The sequence below is a fragment of the Rubrivivax sp. JA1055 genome (assembly GCF_020966565.1).
Taxonomy (GTDB): domain Bacteria; phylum Pseudomonadota; class Gammaproteobacteria; order Burkholderiales; family Burkholderiaceae_C; genus Rubrivivax; species Rubrivivax benzoatilyticus.
In genome coordinates, this window is record NZ_JAJKFP010000002.1 from 225,832 (window position 1) to 248,836 (window position 23,005).

Here is a 23,005-nt window from a genome sequence, read left to right on the forward strand (position 1 = left end):
GGCGCGCTGTACCTGCGTGGTTCCCGACGGCCCCGCAGGAGGGCGCCGAGCCCTGGTGGCGCCGGCCGAAGACGGCTTTTTGCACCCGATGAGGGCGGAAGCCGCCGCGGCGGCTTCAAGCCTGTGCTTCCGGGTTAACCCCAGGTTGAAACTTGTCTGAAATTTGTAGGATGACCATATGAACTGATTGGTTCATGGCGCCGGCCCAGACGTCGCAGACGCGGTCGCACCTTCCCCACACTCCAAGCGCCCGAGGAGACAAACCGCATGTCCACCCCCATCCTGCTCGGCATCGGCGCGGCCGGCATCGCCCTGCTGCTGCTGATGATCATCCGCTGGCAGGTCCACGCTTTCGTCGCGATGATGCTGGTCAGCCTGCTCGTCGCCCTGGCCGTCGGCATGCCGATCGGCGACATCATCAGCACGCTGATCGCCGGCATGGGCGGCACGCTGGGCAGCGTCGCGATCCTCGTCGCGCTGGGTGCGATGCTCGGCCGCATGATCGAGGTCTCCGGCGGCGCCGCGAACCTCGCCGGCCGCTTCACGCAGATCCTCGGCCCGAAGCGCGTGCCGGCGGCGCTGACCGCGGCGGCGCTGGTGCTGGCCATCCCCGTCTTCTTCGACGTCGGCTTCATCATCCTGGTGCCCATCGTCTACGGCTTCTGCAAGGCCGCGAAGGTGGACCCGGTGAAGTTCGGCCTGCCGGTGGCCGGCATCATGCTGGCGGTGCACGTCGTCGTGCCGCCGCATCCGGGCATCGTCGGCGGCTCCGCGGTGCTGAGTGCCGACGTCGGCTGGGTCACGATCTTCGGTCTGCTGATCTGCCTGCCGCTGGGCGTGCTGGCGCAGGTCGTCGCCAAGTGGCTCAACCGCCGCCGCTACGAGATGCTGCCGACCACCGCCGAACAGTTCGCCAGGTTCGGCGCCGAAGCCGAACCCGGCACCGCCAAGCTGCATGCCCCGGGCGTCGGTGTCGTGCTGACGCTGATCCTGGTGCCGCTGGCGCTGATCATGATCGGCACCACCGGCGCGACGCTGCTGCCCAAGGGCGACCCGGTGCGCAACGTGCTGGCCTTCATCGGCGCGCCGATCTTCGCGCTGATGGTCGCCATCGGCCTGTCGTTCTGGCTGGTCGCGCGCCGCCTCGGCTGGAGCATGGCGCGCACCAACGAGGTCATGGAGTCCGCGCTGCCGCCGGCGGCGACCGTGATCCTGGTCACCGGCGCCGGCGGCGTGTTCGCCAAGGTGCTGACGGCCAGCGGCATCGGCGCCGCGCTGTCGACCAGCATCGCCGCGGCGCACCTGCCGCTGATCCTCGCCGGCTTCGTCATCTCGCTGGTGCTGCGCGCCGCGCAGGGCTCGGCGACGGTGGCCATCCTCACCACCTGCGGCCTGCTGGCCGAGGCCATCACCGGCGGCGGCTACAGCCCGCTGCAGGTGGCGCTGCTGACGGTGGCCATCGGCTTCGGCGGCCTGGGCCTGTCGCACGTCAACGACTCCGGCTTCTGGATCGTCACGCGCTACCTGGGCCTCTCGGTCGCCGACGGCCTGCGCAGCTGGACGGTGCTGACCACCGTGCTCGGCGTCGCCGGCTTCCTGCTCACCTGCGGCCTGTGGGCGGTGCTGGCCTGAGCCGGTACGCCATCCGCCGCGTTTCGTCCTCACGGACTTCCTGAACGGATCTGACTGCCATGACGACTCGCAATGTCGGCGTGATCGGCCTCGGCGCCATGGGCGTGGGCATCGCCCGGACGCTACGCCGCAACGGTTTCAACGTGCACGTCTGCGACGTGCGTCCCGGCGTCGCCGACGCCTTCGCCCGTGAAGGCGGCGTCGCCGGCGCCAACCCGGCGGCGCTGGCCGCGGCCTGCGACACGCTGGTGTCGGTGGTCGTCAACGCCGCGCAGACCGAGGCCGTGCTGTTCGGCGAAGGCGGCGCCGCCGCGGCGATGCGCCCGGGCTCGACCTTCATCATGTGCTCGACGGTCGACCCGAACTGGTCGATCGCGCTCGAAGCCAGGCTCGAAGCCGCCGGCATCCACTACATCGACGCGCCGATCTCCGGCGGCGCCGCCAAGGCCGCCGCCGGCCAGATGACGATGATGACCTCGGCCAGGCCCGCGGCCTACGCCGCCGCCGGTGCCGTGCTCGACGGCATGGCCGGCAAGGTCTACCGCCTGGGCGACAAGGCCGGCGCCGGCTCCAAGGTGAAGATCATCAACCAGTTGCTGGCCGGCGTGCACATCGCCGCCGCCGCCGAGGCGATGGCGCTGGGCCTGCGCGAAGGCGTCGACGCCGCCGCGATCTACGAGGTCATCACGCACAGCGCCGGCAACAGCTGGATGTTCGAGAACCGCATGGCGCACGTGCTGGCCGGCGACTTCACGCCGCTGTCGGCGGTCGACATCTTCGTCAAGGACCTGGGCCTGGTGCTCGACACGGCGCGTGCGAGCAAGTTCCCGCTGCCGCTGGCGGCCACCGCGCACCAGATGTTCATGCAGGCCTCGACCGCCGGCTTCGCCAACGAAGACGACAGCGCGGTGATCAAGATCTTCCCGGGCATCACGCTGCCGGCGAAGAAGGAGGCGCCGTGAGCACCCGCCTCAAGCTCGGCTGCATCGCCGACGACTCGACCGGCGCCACCGACCTGGCGAACAACCTCGTGCGCGCCGGCATGCGCGTCGTGCAGACGATCGGCGTGCCGCCCGGGCCGCTGGACGCCGACGTCGACGCCGTCGTCGTGGCGCTGAAGTCGCGCACCATCGCGCCCGAGGACGCGGTGGCGCAGTCGGTCGCCGCGCTCACCTGGCTGCAGGCGCAGGGCGCGACGCAGTTCTATTTCAAGTACTGCTCGACCTTCGACAGCACGGCGCGCGGCAACATCGGCCCGGTCACCGAGGCGCTGATGGACGCGCTGGACGTGCCGTTCACGATCGCCACGCCGGCCTTCCCGGAGAACCAGCGCACGGTCTTCAAGGGCCACCTCTTCGTCGGCGACCTGCTGCTCAGCGACAGCGGCATGAAGGACCACCCGCTGACGCCGATGACCGACGCCAACCTCGTGCGTGTGCTGCAGGCGCAGTGCAAGCGCAAGGTCGGGCTGATCGACTACCAGGTGGTGGGGCAGGGCGCCGACGCGGTGCGGGCGCGCATCGCCGAGCTGAAGGCCCAGGGCGTGGCGATCGCCATCGTCGACGCCGTCTCCAACGCCGACCTGCTGCGTTTGGCGCCGGCGCTGGCCGAGCTGCCGCTGCTGACCGCGGGCTCCGGCGTCGCGATCGGTCTGCCGGGCAACCACGGCCTGGCGCCGTCGTCGCGGGCGGCCGAGCTGCCGCCGGCCGAAGGGCTGCAGGCCGTGGTCTCGGGCAGCTGCTCGCTGGCGACCAACCGCCAGGTGCTGGACTTCATCCGTTCGGGCCGGCCGGCGCTGGCGATCGACCCGCTGCGCATCGCCGCCGGCGAGGACGTCGCCACCAAGGCCCTGGCCTGGGCCGGCGAACACCTGGCCAGCGGCCCGGTGCTGGTCTATTCGACCGCCGAACCAGGCGCGGTGCGCGCCATCCAGGCCAGGCTCGGCGTCGAGCAGGCCGGCGGCCTGGTCGAGCAGACGATCGCGCGCATCGCACGGGGCCTGGTCGAGGCCGGCGTGCGCCAGCTCGTCGTCGCCGGCGGCGAGACCTCGGGCGCCTGCGTGCAGGCGCTGGGCATCGCCCAGCTGCGCATCGGCGGCCAGATCGACCCCGGCGTGCCCTGGTGCCACGCGCTCAGCCCGGCGGCGCCCGGCGGCCTGCACCTGGCGCTGAAGTCGGGCAACTTCGGCACCGACGACTTCTTCACCAAGGCCTTCGCGCGATTGCAAGGCTGAGCACGATGGCCACGCCCTTCCTCGACGAAGACCTCGCACGCGCCGAGATCTGCCGCGTCGGCCGCAGCCTGTTCGAGCGCGGCTACGTGCACGCCACGGCCGGCAACATCAGCGTGCGCCTGGCCGACGGCTACCTGATCACGCCGACCGACGCCTGCCTGGGCACGCTGGAGCCGGCGCGGCTGGCGCGGCTGGACGCCGAGGGCCGGCAGACCGGCGGCGACCGCGGCAGCAAGACCATCGTGCTGCACCGGCGCATCTACGCCGCCAGCGAAGCGACGGCGCACCCGGCGCGCTGCATCATCCACACCCACGGCACGCACCTCGTCGCGCGCTCGCTGCAGGCCGAGGGGGAAGCCGAGCTGCTGCCGCCGATCACGCCGTACTTCGTCATGAAGGTGGGCCATGTGCCGCACATCGACTACCAGCGCCCCGGCGCACCCGAGGCCGCCGACGCGGTGGCCGAGGCGATCACGCGCTACGCCGCCGCCGGCCGGCCGATCCGCGCCGTGATGCTGGCCCGGCTGGGCCCCAACGTCTGGCACGACAGCCCGGCCGCGGCGATGGCGGTGCTCGAGGAGCTCGAGGAGACCGCGCGCCTGGCGCTGCTGGTGCCCGAGGCCCTCGCCCGCCCGCTGGACGAGGCCCGCATCCAGACCCTGCGCGACAGCTTCGGCGCCTCCTGGTGAGGCGTCTTCCCTCCTGAACCCCACGAGCCCACCATGCCCCGTTTCGCCGCCAACCTGTCGATGCTCTACAACGAGCACGACTTCCTCGACCGCTTCGCCGCCGCCGCACGCGACGGCTTCAAGGGTGTCGAGTACCTCTTCCCCTACGCGTACACGACCGAACAGCTCGCCGCTCAGCTGAAGGCCCACGGCCTGCAGCAGGTGCTGTTCAACGCGCCTCCCGGCGACTGGGACGCCGGCGAGCGCGGCATCGCCTGCCTGCCCGGGCGCGAAGCCGAGTTCCGCGACGGCATCGCCCAGGCGCTGGCCTACGCGGTGGCGCTCGGCTGCCCGCGCATCCACGTGATGGCCGGCCTGGTGCCGGCCGGCCAGACGCGCGAGGCGCTGCGGGCGACCTACGTCGCCAACGTCGCCTACGCCGCCGCCGAGGCGGCCAAGCTGGGCATCAACGTGCTGATCGAGCCGATCAACGAACGCGACATGCCGGGCTTCTTCCTGAACCGCCAGGACCAGGCCCACGCCATCGTCGCCGAGGTCGGCGCGGCCAACCTGAAGGTGCAGATGGACCTGTACCACTGCCAGATCGTCGAAGGCGACCTGGCGGCCAAGATCCGCCAGTGGCTGCCCACCGGCCAGGTCGGCCACTTCCAGATCGCCGGCGTGCCGACGCGCCACGAGCCGGACGTGGGCGAGATCCACCATCCCTACCTGTTCGCGCTGATCGACGAACTCGGCTGGGACGGCTGGATCGGCTGCGAATACCGCCCGGCCCGCGGCGCGGTGCCGGGCGGCACCTCCGACGGCCTGGGCTGGATGAAGCCTTACCTGGCCTGAAGAGGGCCACGGGCGCCGGCCGCGCCGGCGCCCGCAGGTCTCACTTCATGCAGTTGGCGTAGAAGGCCGGCGTCGCCGGCCAGTCGCTGAAGATGCCGCGGATGCCGACCTCACGCGCCAGCACGTCGAGCACGAGCAACATGTCGCCTTCGCGTTTGATGGCGCTGTCGAAGCTCTGGTAGTAGAAGCCGTTGCCGCCGTCGGCCAGGATGCCCGAGCGCTCCAGCGTCCAGGTGATGATGTCCAGCCCGGCGGCCTTGGCGTCCCGGGCGTACTGCGAGGGCACGATGTTGCCGGCGGCGTCGGTGGTGAGCAGCGCGAAGGTCGGCGGCGCGACGATGTTGATGCCCTGGGCCTTGTAGCCGGCCAGTTCGGCCGCGCTCGGCAGGTCGGCCACGGTCTCGGCGTCGTCCAGGTAGACCGCCTGGCGGCCGTAGGCGGTGTTCTTCACCCAGTACTGCACGTCGGGCAGGTAGAAGGACTGCGGGAACACGCGCGCCGGCGGCACCTTGGCGGCCTTGTACTCGTCGACCAGCTTCTGCGCGTAGGCTTCCTGCGTGAAGCCGTCGAAGGGCATCGCCACCGCCGGGTATTTCAGCTCCGGCGTCATCTTCACGCCCAGCTGCTTGAACAGCTCGATGCTCTCGGCGTGCGTCATCAGCGTGCCGCTGGTCGGGCCCGAATACAGGTCGGTGCGCCAGCCCGGCGTGCCGGCCATGTACTCGGCGACGGTGCGCGCCTTCGGGTTGTAGCCGTCCATCTTGCCGCGCAGCGTCTTGAACTCGGCCAGCGTCAGCTCGCTGGTGCGGCAGCTCGCGCTGGCCGGCGTCAGCAGGTTGCCGGCGCCGTCGAAGGTCGCCGGCGTGAACGGCTTGACGCACTTGGCCGCCAGCGGCGTGGCCAGGATGTTGGTCGTCGTGTGCAGGTCGTCCTGGGCGTGGCGGCAGACGAGCTGCTTGTCCCGCGTGAACACGACGTCGCACTCGACGATGCCGGCGCCGCTGCGCGCGGCGGCGATGTAGCTCTCGCGCGTGTGCTCGGGGAACTGCAGCGCGGCGCCGCGGTGGCCGATCGCGAAGTCGTGGCGCGTGTAGGCCTTGCGGCTGGCGGCGCAGGCCTGCAGCGCGGTCTTCAGCGCGCCGTCGGCCATGTCGTCGACGAGGAAGAAGGGCCGCGGCCCCAGTTGCACCGTCGGCGGGACGACGGCGGACGGTGCGGCCTGGGCGGCCAGCGTGGTGAGGGCCAGCGTGGCGGCGGCCAGCGCGCGGATCGGCGTGTGCATCGGACTCTCTCCTGGGGTGGTCGTTGTCGCCGGCTCCAGGGCCGGCCGGCGCGACGCTAGGGGCCGTGCATGGCGGCGCCGTGACCGGCACAAGTCGTTACCGGCCGCGCAGGAAGAGGGCGTCCAGCTCCTTCATCGTCAGCTGGCGCCAGGTCGGCCGGCCGTGGTTGCAGGTGTCGGCGCGTTCGGTGGCCTCCATCTGGCGCAGCAGCGCGTCCATCTCGGGCAGCGTCAGCCGGCGGTTGGCGCGCACCGCGCCGTGGCAGGCCATCGTCGCCAGCAGCTCGTCGCGCGAACGTTCGACGGCGCGGCTGGCGCCGGTCTGCTCGAACTCGGCGAGCACCGAGCGCGCGAGTTCGGCGACGTCGGCGTCCGGCAGCGCCGCCGGGCGGCTGCGCACGACCAGCGTCGAGGCCGACAGCGGCGCGACGTCCAGGCCCAGCGCCAGCAGTGAATCGCGTTCGGCCTCGGCGGTGGCGACCTCGGCGGCCGTGGCGGCGAAGCTCACCGGCAGCAGCAGCGGCTGCGCCGGCAGCGCCGCCGCCGACGACGCGGCCTGCTTCAGGCGTTCGTAGACGATGCGTTCGTGCGCGGCGTGCATGTCGACGACGACCAGCCCGTGGGCGTTGCGCGCCAGCACGTAGACGCCGCCGACCTGGCCGATCGCTTCGCCCAGCGGGTGCGCGGCCGGGGCTGCCTCGGGCAGCGAGGGCGCCGGGGCCGGGCGTTCGGTCGTCACGGTCTCGGCCGCGGCCGGCGGCCGCAGCGCCGCCCAGGCCTGCAGCCCGCCGCTGCCGACCGGCGTCGTGCGCGGGCCGGGGTCGCGCCAGGCGGCCGGTGCGGGCGACGGCGGCGCCACGTCGCGCGCCACCAGCGGCAGCGGCGGCTGCCAGCTCGGGCGCGGTGGTGCGGTCGGCGGCGCCACGGCCGCCGCGGGTGTGTCGGCGATGTCGGGCCCCGCGGCCGCGGGCTCTGGGCTGGGCTCCGGCACCGCCGCCGCGCGGGTGCCGGCCAGCGTGTCCACCAGCGCACGCTGCACCGCCTGGTGTACCGCACGCCCGTCGCGGAAACGCACCTCGATCTTCGTCGGGTGCACGTTGACGTCGACGAGTTCGGGCTCGATCTGCAGGAACAGCGCGTAGGCCGGCTGCTTGCTGCCGTGCAGCTGGTCCTCGTAGGCGGCGCGCACGGCGTGCGAGACGAGGCGGTCGCGCACGTAGCGGCCGTTGACGAACAGGTACTGCAGGTCGGTGCGGCTGCGCGCCGCCTCGGGCTGGCCGGCGCGGCCCCACAGCTGCAGCGGCCCGGCGGCGGCCTCCAGCGGCCGGCTGGCGGTGATGAAGTCGCGCCCCAGCACGTCGCCCAGGCGCTGCTCGGCACCGGCGGCGCGCCACTGCGCGACGGCGCGGCCTTCGTGCCAGACGGCGAAACCGACGTCGGGCCGCGCCAGCGCGTGGCGGCGCACGGCATTCAGGGCGTGGGCGAGCTCGGTGGCCTCGCTCTTCAGGAACTTGCGCCGCGCCGGCGTCGAGAAGAACAGCTCGTGCACCTCGACCGTCGTGCCCTGGGCGCGTGCCGCCGGTTGCAGCTCGCCGCTGCGTGCGTCGACACGCCAGCCGTGCGCTGCGTCGGCGCTCCGGCTGGTGATCGCCATCTCGGATACCGACGCGATCGCGGCCAGCGCCTCGCCGCGGAAACCCATCGTGCGCACCGACTCCAGCTCGCCCAGCGAGCCGATCTTGCTCGTCGCGTGGCGCTTCAGCGCCAGCGGCAGCTCCTCCATCGGGATGCCGCAGCCGTCGTCCTCGACGACGATGCTGCGCACGCCGCCGGCGGCCAGGCGCACGACGATGGCACGTGCGCCGGCGTCCAGCGCGTTGTCGACCAGCTCGCGCACCACCGAGGCCGGGCGCTCGACGACCTCGCCGGCGGCGATCTGGCTGACGAGTTCGTCGGGCAGTTCGCGGATCGGACGGCGGGCGGGTGGGGCGGTCATCCGCGCGGATTGTAGGCAGCGGCCCCGGCGCGGCCTTCGGGGCGGCAGTCGCGGCGCAGCAGCTTGAGTGCCAGTTCGGCGCGCAGCGCGTCGACGCGGCTGCGGGTGGCGAACACGCTCAGCTCGCGGCCGTCGGCCGCGGTGGCGACGAGCTCGAAGCGCCGGGCGCCGTCGCTGGCGCGCAGCTGGGGGTCGGCGCCGGACAGCGGCAGCACGAAGAGCTCGTCGACACCGAACAGGCGGCGGCGTTCGGCGTGCAGCGTGCAGTCCGGCCGCAGCCGGAAGCGCCAGTCGACCTCCGACGCGGCCGCGGCGGCGGCTTCGTTGAGGGCCTGCAGCCGGCCGGGCTGGTCGAGGCGGATCAGGTCGGGGGTCGGGGCGTCGGTGTTCGGATAGCCGTCGGTGCAGGCGGCGAGGGCCAGGGCCAGCGCGGCGGCGGCCAGGAAACGAGTGCGCATCGGGAGCTGCCGGGCAAGCGGCAGGGCAGGACGTTCGGACGGCCCCGCGAAGGCGGGGCGGCGGCGTCGGTGCAGCGCCAGGGTCGTGCGCGTGTCCGCGCTCGAGCCTGGGGCTGGCGAGCCGGACCCGGCGGCCCCGCTCGCCGCGTCTCAGGCGCGCGGCGGTTTGAAGCGGCTGTCCTGCGGCGCGTCGGGATGGCGCCGGTCCGGTGGCGGCGGGCTGCGCCGGGCGCCCGTGGCCGGCGGCGCCGGCAGCGGCGCGGCGTCGGGCAGCCTGTCGGCCGGCGGCAGTTCGCCGCTCCAGGCCGACTGGGCCGGGGTGTCGTCCAGGTGGTGTTCGGCGACCGTGCCTTCGTCGGGCAGCGCGGCCGGCGCCGCCTGGGTGTCGCCGCCCGGCCCGCCGGCCGCGACGGCGTCGCCCTGCGTCGAGACCCCGGCCCAGGCCAGCGTCAGCACCAGCAGCAGCGCGAGCAGCCGCCGGACCAGCGGCATGCGGCTCACAGCCATTGTTTGAGCAGCGCGCGCAGCTGCTCGCGCGTGTAGGGCTTGGACAGGTGCGCGTCCATGCCGGCGGCCAACGACAGCGCGGCGTCCTCGTCGAAGGCGTTGGCCGTCAGCGCGACGATCGGCACACGCGCCAGCCGCAGCCGCGCCTCACGCTCGCGGATGCGCTGCGTGGCCTCGTAGCCGTCGAGCACCGGCATCTGGATGTCCATCAGCACCAGGTCGAAGTGCTCGCGGTCGATGGTCTCCAGCGCCTGCTGGCCGTCCTCGGCCTCGACGACGTCCAGGCCGCAGCTCTTGAGCATCTCGGCGGCGATCAGGCGATTCACCGGGTTGTCCTCGACCAGCAGCACGCGGCCCTGCAGCGTCGGGGCGGCGTCCAGCGGCATCAGGCCGGAGTCCGGGGCCGCCGCGTTCACGAAACCCGGGTCCGGCCCCGGCGGCAGCGCCAGCGTGAACGAGAAGCGCGAGCCCCGGCCTTCGACGCTGTCGACCGTGATGCGTCCGCCCATCGCGGCGACGATGCGCTGGCTGATCGACAGCCCCAGCCCGGTGCCGCCGTGGCTGCGGCTGCGCGTCGCGTCGACCTGCGAGAAGGGCTGGAACAGCTTGGGCACGGCCTGGGCCGGGATGCCGATGCCGGTGTCCGCGACCTCGAAGCGCACGCCGCACATCCCCGGCGGCGCCGGCGCGCGCGACAGCCGCAGCGTCACGCCGCCGCGTTCGGTGAACTTGATGCCGTTGCCCACGAGGTTCAGCAGCACCTGCTTGAGCCGCGAGGCGTCGCCGACGACGGCGTCGGGCACGTCGGCCTCGATCTGCAGGTCGACCTTCAGCCCGCGCTGCTCGGCGGTGGAGCGCAGCAGCGCCGCGGCCGAGGCCGCGACGGCGTGCATCGACATCGGCGTCGGGTCGAGCTTGAGCTTGCCCGACTCGATCGTCGAATGGTCGAGCACGTCGTCGATGATGCACAGCAGCGACTCGCCGGAGGCCACCGCGGTGCGCACCAGGGCGCGCTGGCGCTTGTCCAGCGGCGTGTCGCGCATCAGGTCGAGCGCGCCGAGGATGCCGTTCATCGGCGTGCGCATCTCGTGGCTCATCGTCGCCAGGAACTGCGACTTGGCGATGCTCGCGGCGTCGGCCGCCTGCTTGGCGCGCTGCAGCGTGGTGTTGACGGCCTCGGCCTCGAGGCCGCGGCGCAGCGACTCGGTGACCGTGGTGCGCAGCTCGCGCGAGGCGTTGAGCATGGCCAGGCCGTACAGCGGCGCGATCGCCGCCAGCGCCGCCGAGCGCACCGGGTCCAGCACCAGGCTGACGACGACGATCGAGCCGACCTGCAGCAGCGTCAGCCAGGTGAACGAACGCCCGGCCATGGCCATGAACTGCGCCGAGTAGGCGATCGAGCCGCAGACCATCACCAGGTACAGCGTGCGTGCGGTCTCGTCGAGCGCCGGATAGACGGTGAAGGTGCAGAGCGCCCACATCAGCCCGACGGCGGCCGCCGAGACGTCGAGCCATTGCACGACGCGGGCCGTCTCGGCGTCGCTGCGCGGCGGCTCGCTGGCGTGGCGCCGCGCCAGCTGCAGGCGCATCAGCGCCGCGACGCCGCCGACGGCCGCCGCCACGCCACCGGCCAGCGGCCGCCCGCCCAGCCAGCCGAGCAGCACGACGAGCGCCATCGCCGCCAGCAGCATCCAGATGCTGCGGGTGGCGTTGCGCAGCGCCGTGTGCAGCAGCCTGCGACGAACGGCGCTGTCGATGTCCGTCGACGGCTGATCCTCGTTACCCATCCGGCAGCGAGCATAACCAGCCGTTGATAATCCGGTGCCATGGAAGTTGTGCAATGGTTGGTCGACTTCATCCTTCACGTCGACGTGCACCTGGCGGCGTTCGTGCAGGCCTACGGAGCGTGGGTGTACGCGCTGCTGTTCGCGATCATCTTCGTGGAGACCGGCGTCGTCGTGATGCCGTTCCTGCCCGGTGACTCGCTGCTGTTCGTCGTCGGCGCCCTCTGCGGCGCCGGGGTCATGAACCTGCCGCTGGCGATGGGGCTGCTGATCGCCGCGGCGGTGCTGGGCAACCAGTGCAACTACACGATCGGCCGCTTCGTCGGGCCGCGGGTCTTCGGCTGGAACGAGTCGCGCTTCTTCAACCGCAGCGCGTTCGACCGCACGCATGCGTTTTACGAACGTTACGGCGGCTTCACGCTGATCGCCGGCCGCTTCATGCCCTTCGTGCGGACCTTCGCGCCCTTCGTCGCCGGCGTGGCGCAGATGTCGCGCAGCAAGTTCACGCTGTTCGACGTCAGCGGCGCGCTGCTGTGGGTCGGCGGGCTGACGACGGCCGGCTACCTGTTCGGCAACCTGCCCTGGGTGAAGGACAACCTCAGCACCATCATCTGGGCGATGATCCTCGTGCCCGGCCTGTTCGTGCTCTACGGCGCCTGGAAGTCGCGGCGCGCCGCGCCCGGCGCCGCCTGAATCAGAGCGAACGCTGCCGCGCCAGCGGCGGGTTCTTCGCGAAGTAGCGGCGGATGCCGGTGGCCAGCGCGTCGACGAGGCGCGCGCGGTAGCCGGCGTCGCGCAGCAGACCTTCCTCCTCCGGGTTCGAGATGAACGCCGTCTCGACCAGGATCGACGGGATGTCGGGGGCCTTCAGCACCGCGAAGCCGGCCTGCTCGACGTCCTTCTTGTGCAGGCGGCCGACGCGGTCCAGCCGCGACAGCACCTCGCGGCCGAGCTTCAGGCTGTCCTTGATCTGCGCCGTCGTGCTCATGTCCAGCAGCGCCTGACGCACCTGGGCGTCGCGCACGGAGGCGACGTTGACGCCGCCGACGCGGTCGGCCGCGTTCTCGCGCTGCGCCATCCAGCGTGCCGCGGTGCTGGACGCGCCCTTGGTCGACAGCGCGAAGACGCTCGCGCCGCGCGCCTCGGGGCGCATGAAGGCGTCGGCATGGATCGAGACGAACAGGTCGGCCTGCACGCGCCGCGCCTTGCGCACGCGCTCGTGCAGCGGCACGAAGAAGTCGGCGTCGCGCGTCATCATCACGCGCATGCCGGGCACGGCGTTGAGCTTGTCGCGCAGCGCCAGGCCGACGGCGAGCACGACGTCCTTCTCGCGCAGCCCGGTCGGGCCGATCGCGCCCGGGTCCTCGCCGCCGTGGCCGGGGTCCAGCGCGACGATGATCAGGCGGTCGACGCGGCGGCGTTCGGCGTCGGTCGGCGGTGCCTCCTTCTCGGGGGCGGGGGTCTGCAGCGGCGGCACCGGCGCCGGCGGCCGGCTCGGCGTCGGCTGCGGCAGGCCGGGTTTGTCGACGCGGGCGATCAGTTCGCCCAACGCGTCTTCCACCGCCTTGGCCGCGTCGCGCTCGGCGGACTCCTTCTCGCGGATCAGCGCCAGCAGCGGGTCGGTCTCGGCCTTGGGGTAGAGGTCGAAGACCAGCCGGTGCTGGTAGGCCGCCACCGGGGCGAGCGTGAACTGCTGCGGCGCCACCGTCTGCTTCAGGTCGAGCACCAGACGCACCACCCGCGCCTGGAACTGGCCGACACGCACGCCGGCGATGTACGGGTCGTCGGGGCGGATCTTGCCGACGATGTCGCGCAGCAGCGGGCTGAGCTCCAGGCCCTCGAGGTCGATGACCAGGCGTTCGGGCGCCTCGGTGACGAAGTGGCGCGCCACCAGCGGGCCGTCGGACTCGATCGTCAGCCGGGTGTAGTCGGCCGCCGGCCAGACGCGCACCGCGACGATGCCGGCGCCCCAGGCGATGCCGGGGGCCGTCAGCAGCAGCACGAGCTGCCCGGCGCCGGCGACCAGGCGGCGGCGCCTCATGCGAGCAGCGCGCGCCCGCGCGCGGTGCAGGCCTCGACGGTGACGAGGCGGCGTTCGTCGTCCTGCGGCGCGATCGCCAGCCGCAGGTCGGGCGGCGGCAGCACCGCACGCGCCTTCTCGGGCCACTCGGCGATCTTCAGCCCGGGGCGGGCGAAGACGTCGCGGAACCCGGCGTCCTCCCACTCGCGCGGGTCGTCGAAGCGGTAGAAGTCGAAGTGCGAGACCGCCAGCCCGTCCGGCAGGACGTAGGGCTCGACGACGGCGTAGGTGGGGCTCTTGATGCGCCCGGCGACGCCCAGCGCACGCAGCAGCTGGCGCACGAAGGTGGTCTTGCCGGCGCCGAGCGGGCCGTCGAGTTCGAGGTAGGCGTCGCGGAGTTCGGGCCGCGCGGCGAGCGCGGCGGCCCAGGCGGCACAAGCGGCCTCGTCGGGCCAGGTGACGAGGCGGCTCTCTAGAATCGTCGGATGCGAACCGAACGACACGTCGACGGGCCCTCCGTGCTCGCACGACTGCGGATCTGGGCGCATGAGGCGGGATTCTCCCAGATCGGCGTGGCCGACATCGACCTGGCCTCGGCCGAGCCGGGCCTGCTGGCCTGGCTGGAGGCCGGCTTCCACGGTTCGATGGCCTACATGGCCGCCCACGGCCTGAAGCGTGCGCGCCCGGCCGAGCTGGTGCCGGGCACGGTGCGCGTGATCACCGCGCGCATGGACTACCTGCCGCGCGACCTGGCCCAGGACTGGCGCGAGGCCGAGCAGCGCCGGCTGGCGGCGCCCGGCGAGGCGGTGATCTCGGTCTACGCCCGCGGCCGCGACTATCACAAGGTGCTGCGCACACGGCTGCAGCGCCTGGCCGACCGGCTGGCGGCCGAGATCGGGCCTTTCGGCCACCGCGTCTTCGTCGATTCGGCGCCGGTGCTGGAGGTCGAGCTCGCCTCGCGCAGCGGCATCGGCTGGCGCGGCAAACACACGCTGACGCTGTCGCGCGACGCCGGCTCCACCTTCTTCCTCGGCGAGATCTACGTCGACCTGGCGCTGCCGGTCACGGCGGCCGAAGCGCCGCACTGCGGCCGCTGCACGGCCTGCCTGGACGCCTGCCCGACGCAGGCCATCGTCGCGCCATGGCGCGTCGACGCGCGGCGCTGCATCAGCTACCTGACGATCGAGACCGACGAGCCGATCCCGGTCGAGCTGCGGCCGGCGCTCGGCCAGCGCGTCTACGGCTGCGACGACTGCCAGACCGCCTGCCCGTGGAACAAGTACGCGCGCCGCGCGGCCGTGCCCGACTTCGACTGGCGTGCCGACCTCGCGGCGCCGACGCTGCTGGCGCTGTGGTCCTGGGGCGAGGCCGAGTTCCTGAGACGCACCGAAGGCAGCCCGATCCGCCGCATCGGCTGGCGACGCTGGCGGCGCAACCTGGCGGTGGCCGCCGGCAACAGCCTGCGCGCCGCCGATGACCCGGCGTTGGCCGCGGCGCTGGCCGCCGGGCGCGACGCCGCCGGCGAACTCGTCGCCGAACACGTCGACTGGGCGCTGGCTCAGCGCAGCGCGGCCAGCGCCGCCAGCGCCAGCGGCAGCCCGGCCATCGCGACCAGCGTCGACAGCGTCACCAGGCCGGCGACGTAGCCGCCGTGCCCGCCCATGCGCGTGGCCAGCACGTAGGCGCTGGACGCGGTGGGCAGCGCGGCGAAGGCGACCACCGTCGCCTGCTGGCCCGGCGGCAGGTCCAGCCCGATGACGATCGCCAGCGCCAGCGCCGGCAGCGCCAGGTGGCGGATCGCCAGCAGCGCGGCAGCCAGCTTCGGCCCTTCGCGCAGGGCGCCGAACTGCAGCCCGGCGCCGACGGCCATCAGGCCGATCGGCACTGCCGCCGAACCGACACGCCCCAGCGCGCCGGTCAGCAGCTCGGGCAGCCGCAATCCCAGCAGGTTGAACACCAGCCCTGAGGCGGTGGCCAGGATCAGCGGGTTGCGCAGCAGCTCGCGTGCGTAGCCGTGGCCGCCGTGGCGTGCCAGCGGCCAGACCGCGGCGATGTTGCACAGCGGCACGCACAGCGAGATCAGCAGCGCCGTCCAGGCCACGCCGTCGGCGCCGGCGATGCGTGCCGCGACCGCCAGGCCGACGTAGGAGTTGAAGCGGAACGCCGTCTGCGCGCCCGAGGCGTGCAGCCGGGCGTCGACGCCCGGCGCATGCGCCAGCGCATAGGCCAGCACGACGCCGGCGGCGACGATGGCCAGCCCGCTGCCGGCCAGCGGCAGCATCGCGCCCAGCGACAGCGGCTCGCGCACGATGCTGCCGAACAGCAGCGCCGGGAACAGCACGTAGTAGACGAGGCGCTCGGCACCGTCCCAGACGCCGCGCCCCAGCGGCGTGTGGCGGCAGATCAGGTAGCCGGCGACGATCAGCAGGAAATCGGGGGCGAGCAGCAGCAGGTCGGGCATCGGAGGCGCAGTGTGCCAGCGCCCCGGTCGGCGGCGGGACTTGCCGCGGCGTTGTACAAAGGGCCGATGATTCCCCGGACGACGATGAACGAACAACGCCGCCTTCTGCTCGCCGCCGCCGCCGCTGGCGGCCTGCTGCTCGTGCGACCGGCGGCTGCGCAGCTGACGATCGCCGGCCAGACCTTCCCGGCGACGATGCACGTCGGCGGGGCCGACCTCGTGCTCAACGGCGTCGGCACGCGTTCGGTGGCCTGGATCGACGGCTATGCCGCGGGGCTCTACCTGAGCCGCCGCGCGAGCACCGTGCCCGAGGTGCTGGCCGCGCCCGGCGCCAAGCGCATCCAGCTGCGCATGCTGCAGACCGCGCCGGCCAAGGAGTTCGTCAAGGCCATCGACAAGGGCTTCCGGCGCAACACGCCGCCGGCCGAGCAGCCGGCGTTGGCCCAGCGCCAGGCGGACTTCAACGCCCAGGTGCTGGCCACCGGCCAGGTCAAGAAGGGCGACGTCGTGAACCTGGACTACCTGCCCGGGCGTGGCCTCGTGTTCTCGATGAACGGCAGAGCCGGGGGGGCCGACCTGCCCGGCGAGGACCTGTACGCCGCGGTGTTGCGGATCTTTCTCGGTGTTCGCCCCGTGGACGAGCGGCTGAAGGCCGGATTGCTCGGACAGCCGCCGCGTTGATCACCCACAATCGGCCGCAGACCCCGTTCCCACCCAACCGACGAATGGAGACTGCCCGCATGAAGAGAAGAACGCTGTCCGCGCTGTTCCTGGCCTGCCTGGCCGCACCGCTGGCTGCCTGGGCCCAGGGCTATCCGGCCAAGCCGGTCAAGCTGGTCGTGCCGTTCGCGCCCGGCGGCACGACGGACATCATCGCGCGCACCGTGGCCGACAAGATCACGCCGGCGCTGGGCCAGACCATGGTCGTCGAGAACAAGGCCGGTGGCGGCGGCATCATCGGCGCCAACGACACCGCGAAGGCCCAGCCCGACGGCTACGCGCTGGGCGTCGCCACCGTGTCCTCGGTGGCCTCGAATCCGGCGATCAACCCGAAGGTGCCGTACAACCCGCTGACCGACTTCACGCCGATCATCAACATCGCGGCCACGCCCAACGTCATCGTCGTGCACCCGAGCTTCCCGGCGCGTGACTACAAGGGATTTCTCGCCGAGCTGAAGAAGAACCCGGGCAAGTACAGCTACTCGAGCTCGGGCACCGGCGGCATCGGCCACCTGCAGACCGAACTGTTCAAGAGCCTTGCCGGCGTCTTCATCACCCACATCCCGTACCGCGGCGCCGGCCCGGCGCTCAACGACACGGTGGCCGGGCAGGTGCAGATCATGTTCGACAACCTGCCGTCGGCGCTGCCGTTCATCAAGGACGGCCGGCTGATCGCGATCGTCGTCGCCGCGCCGCAGCGCCTGGCGGTGCTGCCCAACGTGCCGACCTTCAAGGAAGTCGGCCTGGAGCCGGTGAACCGCATGGCCTTCTACGGCGTCTACGGGCCGAAGAACCTGCCCAAGGACGTCGTCGACAAGATCCACGCCGCGGTGAAGACGACCGTGATGCTGCCCGAGGTGAAGAAGCGCATCGAGGACACCGGCTCGCTGATCGTCGCCAACAGCCCGAAGGAGTTCGGCGATCAGATCAAGGCCGAGTACGAGGTCTACAAGAAGGTCGTGCAGTCGGCCAAGCTGACGCTGGAGTGAGCGCCGAGCCCGTCGACGCGCCGGCCGGTGCCGAGGCGGCCGCCAGTGCCGCCTCGATCGACCGTTTCGTCGACGCGCTGTGGATCGAGGACGGGCTGGCGCCGCTGACGCTGGCCGCCTACCGCCGCGACCTGACGCTGTACGCCGGCTGGCTGGCACGCCGCCACGCCAAGCGCCTGGACGACAGCCGCGAGGCCGACCTGCTGGCCTACATCGCCGAACGACACACGGCGACGCGCGCGACGACGGCCAACCGCCGGCTCACCGTCTTCAAGCGTTACTTCCGCTGGGCGCTGCGCGAGCACCTCGTCGCCGCCGACCCGACGCTGCGCCTGCAGTCGGCGCGCCAGCCGCTGCGGGTGCCCAAGAGCCTGAGCGAGCGCCAGGTCGAGGCGCTGCTGGCCGCGCCCGAGACCGACACCGCGCTCGGCCTGCGCGACCGCGCGATGCTCGAGCTGATGTACGGCAGCGGGCTGCGTGTCAGCGAGCTCGTCGGCCTGAAGAGCGTGCACCTGGGGCTGGCCGAAGGCGTGCTGCGTGTCGTCGGCAAGGGCTCCAAGGAACGCATCGTGCCGTTCGGCGAGGAGGCGCACGGCTGGCTCCAACGCTATCTCGGCGAGGCCCGCGCGGCGATCCTCGGCGGCCAGGCCAGCGACGCGCTCTTCGTCACCGCGCGCGGCGGCGCGATGACGCGCCAGGCCTTCTGGCTGCTGGTCAAGAAGTACGCGCGCGCGGCCGGCATCCTCGTGCCGCTGTCGCCGCACACGCTGCGCCACGCCTTCGCGACCCATCTGCTGAACCACGGCGCCGACCTGCGCGCGGTGCAGATGCTGCTGGGCCACGCCGACATCGGCACGACGACGATCTACACCCACGTCGCGCGCGAGCGGCTGCGCCAGCTGCACGCACGACACCATCCGCGCGGTTGACGTTCAGCCGTCGGTCGGCAGCGGCGCCTGCGGCTTGATCTCCTCCAGGCAGATCATCGAGCGCACGTCGTCGACGCCGGGGATCTGCATCAGCCGGTCGGTCAGGAACTGCGACAGCGCCTTCAGGTCGTGTGCGACGACCTTCAGCAGGTAGTCGCAGTCGCCGCTGACGGTGTGGCACTCGAGGATCTGCGGGAAGTCGCGGATGCGCGCCTCGATGTCGCGCACGCGATCGAAGGCGCCGCCGTGGATGTTCAGGCTGACGAAGGCGGTGACGCCGTAGCCCAGCGCGGCGGCGTCGACACGCGCACCGTAGCCGCGCAGCACGCCGCGTTCCTCCAGCGCGCGCGTGCGCCGCAGGCATTGCGGCGCCGACAGGTGCACGCGGGTGGCGAGCTCGACGTTGGAGACGCGGCCGTCGCGCTGTAGCTCGGCGACGATCTTGCGGTCGATAGCGTCAAGATCGGTCACGGTGCATCCTTTCAGTCGATCTGGAGAAAGAATCTTGCATCGAAACGGCTTTGCCACGCAGCATCTGGAAAGCACATTTCCTCGCTGCCTGGGCACAGTGTGGTGCATGAACGACCGTCTGCACCCCACCGCGATCCGGCCGTCGCCGATCGAACTCGAGGCGCGTTTCGGCGCGCACAACTACCACCCGCTGCCGGTCGTGCTGACGCGCGGCGAGGGCGTCTGGCTGCGCGACACCGAGGGCCGGCGCTATCTGGACATGATGAGCGCGTACTCGGCCGTCAGCTTCGGTCACGGCCATCCGGTGCTGGTGGCGGCGCTCACCGAACAGGCGGCGCGGCTGGCCGTGACCTCGCGCGCGTTTCACAGCGACCGGCTCGGGCCCTTCCTGGAACGCCTGTGCACGCTGACCGGCATGGACCGTGCGCTGCCGATGAACAGCGGCGCCGAGGCCGTCGAGACGGCGCTGAAGGCGGCGCGCAAGTGGGGCTACAAGGTCAAGGGCATCCCGGACGGCCGGGCGCGCATCGTCGTCGCCGCCGGCAACTTTGCCGGTCGCACGACGACCATCGTCGGCTTCTCCAGCGAAGCCCAGTACCGCGACGGCTTCGGCCCGTTCGCGCCGGGTTTCGATACGGTGCCGTTCGGCGACCTCGCGGCGCTGGAGGCGGCGATCGGAGAACACACTTGCGCCGTGCTGCTCGAGCCGATCCAGGGCGAGGCCGGCATCGTCGTGCCGCCACCGGGCTACCTGCGCGCCGCACGCGAGCTCTGCACGCGCCGCAACGTGCTGCTGCTCTGCGACGAGATCCAGACCGGGCTCGGCCGCACCGGCCGGCGCCTGGCGGTCGACCACGAGGACGTCGTGCCCGACGGTCTGACGCTGGGCAAGGCGCTCGGCGGCGGCCTGCTGCCGGTCAGCGCCTTCCTCGCGCGCGAGGACGTGATGGCGCAGTTCACGCCGGGCGACCACGGCAGCACCTTCGGCGGCAACCCGCTGGCTGCGGCGGTCGGGCTGGCGGCGCTGGATCTGCTGGAACGCGAACGGCTGGCCGAACGTGCGGCGGCGATGGGTGAACGCCTGATCGGCGCGCTGCAGGCCCTGGCGCACCCGGCGGTGCGGGAGGTGCGTGGTCGCGGCTTGCTCGTCGGCGTCGAACTCGCGCCCGGTTTCGCCTCGGCGCGTGCCGTCTGCGAAGCGCTGATGGCCCAGGGCGTGCTGACCAAGGACACGCACGGCACCGTCGTGCGGCTGGCGCCACCGCTGGTCATCGATGCGCCGCAGATCGACTTCGCCGTCGCGGCTTTCGCCCGCGCGCTGAAGGCCTGCGGCGGCTGAGTCGGGGGTCTGGCCCGCCGCGGCTGTCACGCCGCGAGCGGGCAAGAAAAAAGCCGGTCTTGCGACCGGCTTTTGACTGACGGTTGGAAACCGATCAGAAGTTGTGGCGGATGCCGACGCCGAACGAGCGCGGATCCTTGCCGAAGTCGACTTCCGTGCCGTAGGCGGCGCCGCTGTCGTTGTTGATGGCGGTGTAGAAGGCGTAGACCTTGGTGCGCTTCGACAGGTTGTAGTTGTAGCCCAGCGTGTACTGGACGGCGCCGCTCTTGCTGACGTCATCCCAGTCGTCGGCCCAGCCGACGTTCACGTGGAACTCGCTGGCACCCAGCGTGTACTGGACCGCGCCACGGATCGAGTTGCGCTTGCCGATGTCCTTGCTGTCGGCCAGCTGGTAGTAGCCGCCCAGGGTGATGGCGCCCAGTTCGTACAGGCCACGCAGCGCGACTTGCTTGTCGCCGTAGTCGTTCTCGTCGTAGCCGGCACCCAGGTGCAGCGGGCCGGCGTCGTAGTTGACGGCGGCTTGCCAGGTCTTGGTGAAGGGCTTGTTGACGTCTTCGTCGGCCGAGTAGGCGAACTCGGCGGTCAGGCCACCGAACGACGGGGTCAGGTAGGCGACCGTGTTCTTCGGCTGGCTGGCAGCGGCGTAGAACGCATCGGCCGAGGTGCCGGTGTCGTGGTTGTGCAGGCTGACGTAGTCGGCCGTGGCGTAGTACGCCGGGCTGGTGATGCGGCCGGCGCGGACGGTACCGTACGGCGTTTCCAGGCCCACGAACGCGTCGCCGGACCAGAACTCGTCGGCGGCGACACCGGTGTCGCTGGCGAAGCGGTGCTCGATCAGGAACAGGGCCTTCAGGCCGCCGCCCAGATCTTCCGTGCCCTTGAAGCCCAGGCGCGAGGCGACGTTGTTCAGAACCGTCTTCGAGTCAGCCGAGTCGATGTTCTTCTGGTTCTCGACCGTCGTGTTCAGGCGGCCGTAGATCGTGACGTTGCTTTGCGCGAACGCGGCCGTCGAGGCCAGGCACGCGAGAGCGATCAGGGTGCGCTTCATAGTCGTTTCGTCCTTTACGTTAGACCCCGAAGCTCTTCATGAAGTCTGTCTCCGGGGTTCGCCGCAAGTCTACGACCCCGCCTCGGGCAAACCCGGTGCACCCCTGTCATATGGCGGCTTCGTGACGCCCGATTGCGGCTTTCGCGCAACAGCGGAGCGCGGCGTGACCGTCTTCGGCGGCGGCGACAATGGCGCCATGGATCACGACTTTCTCTCGGCTTTCGTTCTGCTGCTGCTGGTGCTCGACCCCTTCGGCAGCCTGCCGATCTTCATCTCGGTGTTGCGTGGCGTGGACCCGGCACGCCGCCGTCTCGTCGCCATCCGCGAAGCGACGATCGCCTTCCTGGTGCTCGCGGCCTTCATGGTCGGCGGCCAGGCCTTCCTGTCGCTGATGCGGCTGTCCGAGCGTTCGCTGGAGGTCGCCGGCGGCGTCATCCTGCTGATCATCGCGGTGCGCATGATCTTCGCCACCGGCGGCGAGGTCTACGCGGCCGACGGCCGCGGGCGCGAGCCGTTCATCTTCCCGCTGGCGGTGCCGCTGCTGGCCGGGCCGTCGGCGATGGCCACCGTGCTGCTGCTGGCCTCGCGCCAGCCGGACAACATGGCGCAGTGGTTCGGCGCGCTGACCGCGGCGATGCTGGTCTCGGGCGTCGTGCTGCTGGCTGCCGACCGCATCCGCAACCTGCTCGGCTCGTCGATGGTCGCGGCGATCGAGAAGCTGATGGGCCTGGTGCTGACCGCGGTGGCGATCGAGATGATCCTCGCCGGCCTCAAGCGCTACTTCTTCGAGACCTGAACGCGGGCAGGAAAAAGGCCGGCGGCCCCGAAGGGCGGCCGGCCTGCATGCCGTGACGGCGCGTCAGCGTCCGCGCAGATGCGCGGGGGCTTCCAGGCGCTTGGCCAGCAGCGACAGCGTCAGCGTCAGCACCAGGTACATCGCGGAGATCGCGAGGTAGGGCTCCCAGTAGCGCGAGTACGCCCCGGCCACGGTGCGTGCCGCCAGCGCGAGCTCGGCCAGGCCGATGGCGGACACCAGCGACGAGTCCTTGATCAGCGTGACGCCCTCGTTCACCAGCGCCGGCACCATGCGCCGGAAGGCCTGCGGCAGGACGACGTAGCGCATCGCCTGCGCGTGCGTCAGCCCGACGCTGTAGGCGGCCTGCGTCTGCCCGCGGTGGATCGACAGGATCCCCGCGCGGAAGATCTCGCTGATGTACGCCCCGGCGTTGAGGCTCAGCGCGACGCAGCCGGACAGGAAGGCGCCGTGTTCCTGGCGGAACATGCGTGCCGTCTCGCCCGAGATCAGCAGGCCGTGGTCGGGATGCACCAGCGCCGGCATCAGCGCGAAGTGCACCAGCAGGATCTGCACGAACAGCGGCGTGCCGCGGAAGAACGTGACGTAGGCGAGCGTGATGCCGCGGGCCGCGCGCAACAGCAGGGCCAGCGGACGTGATGTCGGTTGGGGCGCGTCGGCCGAGCTGCTCACCAGCCCGAACAGCACCCCCAGGATCAACCCGGCGCCGATGGCGACCAGCGTGAGCTTGATCGTCATCAGCAGGCCGCTGGCGAACAGCGGCCCGTAGCCGGCGAGGATCTCCCAGCGAAGATCCATC

General features: G+C 71.9%; 23 protein-coding genes. 12 read left to right on the forward strand and 11 right to left on the reverse strand.

Going from position 1 to position 23,005, the window contains the following annotated elements; all coding sequences use genetic code 11:
- Window positions 1-267: 267 nt before the first annotated feature.
- Genes LOC65_RS04150 through otnI form a run of 5 tightly spaced genes read left to right on the forward strand, consistent with a single transcriptional unit; the run spans window position 268 to window position 5,388 of the window.
- Window positions 268-1,632, forward strand: coding sequence for a GntP family transporter (locus tag LOC65_RS04150; protein WP_230246742.1), 1,365 nt, complete (start codon window positions 268-270; stop codon window positions 1,630-1,632).
- 59 nt (window positions 1,633-1,691) lie between these two features.
- Window positions 1,692-2,594 carry an L-threonate dehydrogenase gene (gene ltnD, locus LOC65_RS04155; protein WP_230246743.1) on the forward strand — a complete coding sequence of 301 codons (903 nt, stop codon included), beginning with the start codon at window positions 1,692-1,694 and terminating at the stop codon, window positions 2,592-2,594.
- Window positions 2,591-3,865 (forward strand): 3-oxo-tetronate kinase, encoded by a 1,275-nt coding sequence (otnK, locus tag LOC65_RS04160; RefSeq protein WP_230246744.1) that lies wholly within the window; start codon window positions 2,591-2,593, stop codon window positions 3,863-3,865. Before ltnD ends, otnK begins: the two co-directional genes overlap by 4 nt.
- A 5-nt stretch (window positions 3,866-3,870) precedes the next feature.
- On the forward strand, window positions 3,871-4,554 hold the full coding sequence (locus tag LOC65_RS04165) for an aldolase (RefSeq protein ID WP_230246745.1): 684 nt from the start codon (window positions 3,871-3,873) through the stop codon (window positions 4,552-4,554).
- 33 nt (window positions 4,555-4,587) lie between these two features.
- Window positions 4,588-5,388 (forward strand): 2-oxo-tetronate isomerase, encoded by an 801-nt coding sequence (otnI, locus tag LOC65_RS04170; RefSeq protein ID WP_230246746.1) that lies wholly within the window; start codon window positions 4,588-4,590, stop codon window positions 5,386-5,388.
- A 40-nt stretch (window positions 5,389-5,428) separates the two neighbouring features.
- Here the strand turns inward: otnI and LOC65_RS04175 are convergent, their stop codons facing one another.
- The 5 genes from LOC65_RS04175 to LOC65_RS04195 form a co-directional block, all read right to left on the reverse strand.
- Window positions 5,429-6,670, reverse strand: a complete 1,242-nt coding sequence (locus LOC65_RS04175) for a glycerophosphodiester phosphodiesterase family protein (RefSeq protein ID WP_230246747.1) — start codon at window positions 6,668-6,670, stop codon at window positions 5,429-5,431.
- 97 nt (window positions 6,671-6,767) lie between these two features.
- A complete protein-coding gene (mutL, locus tag LOC65_RS04180; RefSeq protein ID WP_230246748.1) occupies window positions 6,768-8,666 on the reverse strand; it encodes a DNA mismatch repair endonuclease MutL in 1,899 nt (632 codons plus the stop codon).
- Window positions 8,663-9,124 (reverse strand): hypothetical protein, encoded by a 462-nt coding sequence (locus tag LOC65_RS04185; RefSeq protein WP_009857666.1) that lies wholly within the window; start codon window positions 9,122-9,124, stop codon window positions 8,663-8,665. Before LOC65_RS04185 ends, mutL begins: the two co-directional genes overlap by 4 nt.
- 150 nt (window positions 9,125-9,274) lie before the next feature.
- A complete protein-coding gene (locus LOC65_RS04190) occupies window positions 9,275-9,616 on the reverse strand; it encodes a hypothetical protein (RefSeq protein ID WP_009857667.1) in 342 nt (113 codons plus the stop codon).
- Between the two features lie 5 nt (window positions 9,617-9,621).
- Window positions 9,622-11,418 (reverse strand): ATP-binding protein, encoded by a 1,797-nt coding sequence (locus LOC65_RS04195; protein ID WP_164962761.1) that lies wholly within the window; start codon window positions 11,416-11,418, stop codon window positions 9,622-9,624.
- 39 nt (window positions 11,419-11,457) lie between these two features.
- Here LOC65_RS04195 and LOC65_RS04200 point away from each other — a divergent pair, with 39 nt between their 5' ends.
- Entirely contained in the window at window positions 11,458-12,108 is a 651-nt protein-coding gene (locus LOC65_RS04200; protein WP_009857669.1) for a DedA family protein, read from the forward strand.
- A 1-nt stretch (window position 12,109) separates the two neighbouring features.
- Here the strand turns inward: LOC65_RS04200 and LOC65_RS04205 are convergent, their stop codons facing one another.
- Window positions 12,110-13,456 (reverse strand): N-acetylmuramoyl-L-alanine amidase, encoded by a 1,347-nt coding sequence (locus LOC65_RS04205; RefSeq protein ID WP_009857670.1) that lies wholly within the window; start codon window positions 13,454-13,456, stop codon window positions 12,110-12,112.
- Window positions 13,453-13,983: a tRNA (adenosine(37)-N6)-threonylcarbamoyltransferase complex ATPase subunit type 1 TsaE gene (tsaE, locus tag LOC65_RS04210; RefSeq protein ID WP_009857671.1), complete on the reverse strand. Its 531-nt coding sequence runs from the start codon at window positions 13,981-13,983 to the stop codon at window positions 13,453-13,455. Before tsaE ends, LOC65_RS04205 begins: the two co-directional genes overlap by 4 nt.
- On the opposite strand from tsaE, the gene queG reads away from it, so the two are divergent.
- Window positions 13,921-15,081: a tRNA epoxyqueuosine(34) reductase QueG gene (gene queG, locus LOC65_RS04215; RefSeq protein ID WP_230246749.1), complete on the forward strand. Its 1,161-nt coding sequence runs from the start codon at window positions 13,921-13,923 to the stop codon at window positions 15,079-15,081. The genes tsaE and queG overlap by 63 nt on opposite strands.
- Here the strand turns inward: queG and LOC65_RS04220 are convergent.
- Window positions 14,994-15,896, reverse strand: coding sequence for an AEC family transporter (locus LOC65_RS04220; RefSeq protein WP_164962759.1), 903 nt, complete (start codon window positions 15,894-15,896; stop codon window positions 14,994-14,996). The two genes, queG and LOC65_RS04220, sit on opposite strands and share 88 nt — an antisense overlap.
- Before the next feature lie 84 nt (window positions 15,897-15,980).
- Between LOC65_RS04220 and LOC65_RS04225 the strand changes: the two genes are divergently transcribed.
- The 3 genes from LOC65_RS04225 to xerD are packed head-to-tail and all read left to right on the forward strand — an operon-like array spanning window position 15,981 to window position 18,534.
- Window positions 15,981-16,577, forward strand: coding sequence for a chalcone isomerase family protein (locus LOC65_RS04225; RefSeq protein WP_009857674.1), 597 nt, complete (start codon window positions 15,981-15,983; stop codon window positions 16,575-16,577).
- Window positions 16,578-16,636: 59 nt separating this feature from the next.
- A complete protein-coding gene (locus LOC65_RS04230; protein WP_230246750.1) occupies window positions 16,637-17,605 on the forward strand; it encodes a tripartite tricarboxylate transporter substrate binding protein BugE in 969 nt (322 codons plus the stop codon).
- Window positions 17,602-18,534: a site-specific tyrosine recombinase XerD gene (xerD, locus tag LOC65_RS04235; RefSeq protein ID WP_009857676.1), complete on the forward strand. Its 933-nt coding sequence runs from the start codon at window positions 17,602-17,604 to the stop codon at window positions 18,532-18,534. The genes LOC65_RS04230 and xerD overlap by 4 nt, the downstream gene beginning before the upstream one ends.
- Before the next feature lie 3 nt (window positions 18,535-18,537).
- Here xerD and LOC65_RS04240 read toward each other — a convergent pair whose 3' ends face one another.
- A complete protein-coding gene (locus LOC65_RS04240; RefSeq protein ID WP_009857677.1) occupies window positions 18,538-19,005 on the reverse strand; it encodes an Lrp/AsnC family transcriptional regulator in 468 nt (155 codons plus the stop codon).
- A gap of 106 nt (window positions 19,006-19,111) precedes the next feature.
- Here LOC65_RS04240 and rocD point away from each other — a divergent pair, with 106 nt between their 5' ends.
- Complete coding sequence (gene rocD / locus LOC65_RS04245) at window positions 19,112-20,344, forward strand: ornithine--oxo-acid transaminase (protein WP_230246751.1); 1,233 nt, start codon at window positions 19,112-19,114, stop codon at window positions 20,342-20,344.
- Window positions 20,345-20,438: 94 nt separating this feature from the next.
- Here rocD and LOC65_RS04250 read toward each other — a convergent pair whose 3' ends face one another.
- Window positions 20,439-21,392, reverse strand: a complete 954-nt coding sequence (locus tag LOC65_RS04250) for a porin (RefSeq protein WP_009857679.1) — start codon at window positions 21,390-21,392, stop codon at window positions 20,439-20,441.
- A 196-nt stretch (window positions 21,393-21,588) separates the two neighbouring features.
- On the opposite strand from LOC65_RS04250, the gene LOC65_RS04255 reads away from it, so the two are divergent.
- Window positions 21,589-22,188, forward strand: a complete 600-nt coding sequence (locus LOC65_RS04255) for a MarC family protein (RefSeq protein WP_029718905.1) — start codon at window positions 21,589-21,591, stop codon at window positions 22,186-22,188.
- 63 nt (window positions 22,189-22,251) lie between these two features.
- Here the strand turns inward: LOC65_RS04255 and LOC65_RS04260 are convergent, their stop codons facing one another.
- Window positions 22,252-23,004: an amino acid ABC transporter permease gene (locus LOC65_RS04260; protein ID WP_009857681.1), complete on the reverse strand. Its 753-nt coding sequence runs from the start codon at window positions 23,002-23,004 to the stop codon at window positions 22,252-22,254.
- Window position 23,005: the final 1 nt, after the last annotated feature.

Coding starts and splice junctions, on each gene's coding strand:
- LOC65_RS04150 (WP_230246742.1), top strand. CDS start 268: ATGTCCACCCCCATCCTGCTCGGCATCGGCGCGGCCGGCATCGCCCTG.
- ltnD (WP_230246743.1), top strand. CDS start 1,692: ATGACGACTCGCAATGTCGGCGTGATCGGCCTCGGCGCCATGGGCGTG.
- LOC65_RS04165 (WP_230246745.1), top strand. CDS start 3,871: ATGGCCACGCCCTTCCTCGACGAAGACCTCGCACGCGCCGAGATCTGC.
- otnI (WP_230246746.1), top strand. CDS start 4,588: ATGCCCCGTTTCGCCGCCAACCTGTCGATGCTCTACAACGAGCACGAC.
- LOC65_RS04175 (WP_230246747.1), bottom strand. CDS start 6,670: ATGCACACGCCGATCCGCGCGCTGGCCGCCGCCACGCTGGCCCTCACC.
- mutL (WP_230246748.1), bottom strand. CDS start 8,666: ATGACCGCCCCACCCGCCCGCCGTCCGATCCGCGAACTGCCCGACGAA.
- LOC65_RS04185 (WP_009857666.1), bottom strand. CDS start 9,124: ATGCGCACTCGTTTCCTGGCCGCCGCCGCGCTGGCCCTGGCCCTCGCC.
- LOC65_RS04190 (WP_009857667.1), bottom strand. CDS start 9,616: ATGCCGCTGGTCCGGCGGCTGCTCGCGCTGCTGCTGGTGCTGACGCTG.
- LOC65_RS04195 (WP_164962761.1), bottom strand. CDS start 11,418: ATGGGTAACGAGGATCAGCCGTCGACGGACATCGACAGCGCCGTTCGT.
- LOC65_RS04200 (WP_009857669.1), top strand. CDS start 11,458: ATGGAAGTTGTGCAATGGTTGGTCGACTTCATCCTTCACGTCGACGTG.
- LOC65_RS04205 (WP_009857670.1), bottom strand. CDS start 13,456: ATGAGGCGCCGCCGCCTGGTCGCCGGCGCCGGGCAGCTCGTGCTGCTG.
- queG (WP_230246749.1), top strand. CDS start 13,921: ATGCGAACCGAACGACACGTCGACGGGCCCTCCGTGCTCGCACGACTG.
- tsaE (WP_009857671.1), bottom strand. CDS start 13,983: ATGCGCCCAGATCCGCAGTCGTGCGAGCACGGAGGGCCCGTCGACGTG.
- LOC65_RS04220 (WP_164962759.1), bottom strand. CDS start 15,896: ATGCCCGACCTGCTGCTGCTCGCCCCCGATTTCCTGCTGATCGTCGCC.
- LOC65_RS04225 (WP_009857674.1), top strand. CDS start 15,981: ATGAACGAACAACGCCGCCTTCTGCTCGCCGCCGCCGCCGCTGGCGGC.
- LOC65_RS04230 (WP_230246750.1), top strand. CDS start 16,637: ATGAAGAGAAGAACGCTGTCCGCGCTGTTCCTGGCCTGCCTGGCCGCA.
- rocD (WP_230246751.1), top strand. CDS start 19,112: ATGAACGACCGTCTGCACCCCACCGCGATCCGGCCGTCGCCGATCGAA.
- LOC65_RS04250 (WP_009857679.1), bottom strand. CDS start 21,392: ATGAAGCGCACCCTGATCGCTCTCGCGTGCCTGGCCTCGACGGCCGCG.
- LOC65_RS04255 (WP_029718905.1), top strand. CDS start 21,589: ATGGATCACGACTTTCTCTCGGCTTTCGTTCTGCTGCTGCTGGTGCTC.
- LOC65_RS04260 (WP_009857681.1), bottom strand. CDS start 23,004: ATGGATCTTCGCTGGGAGATCCTCGCCGGCTACGGGCCGCTGTTCGCC.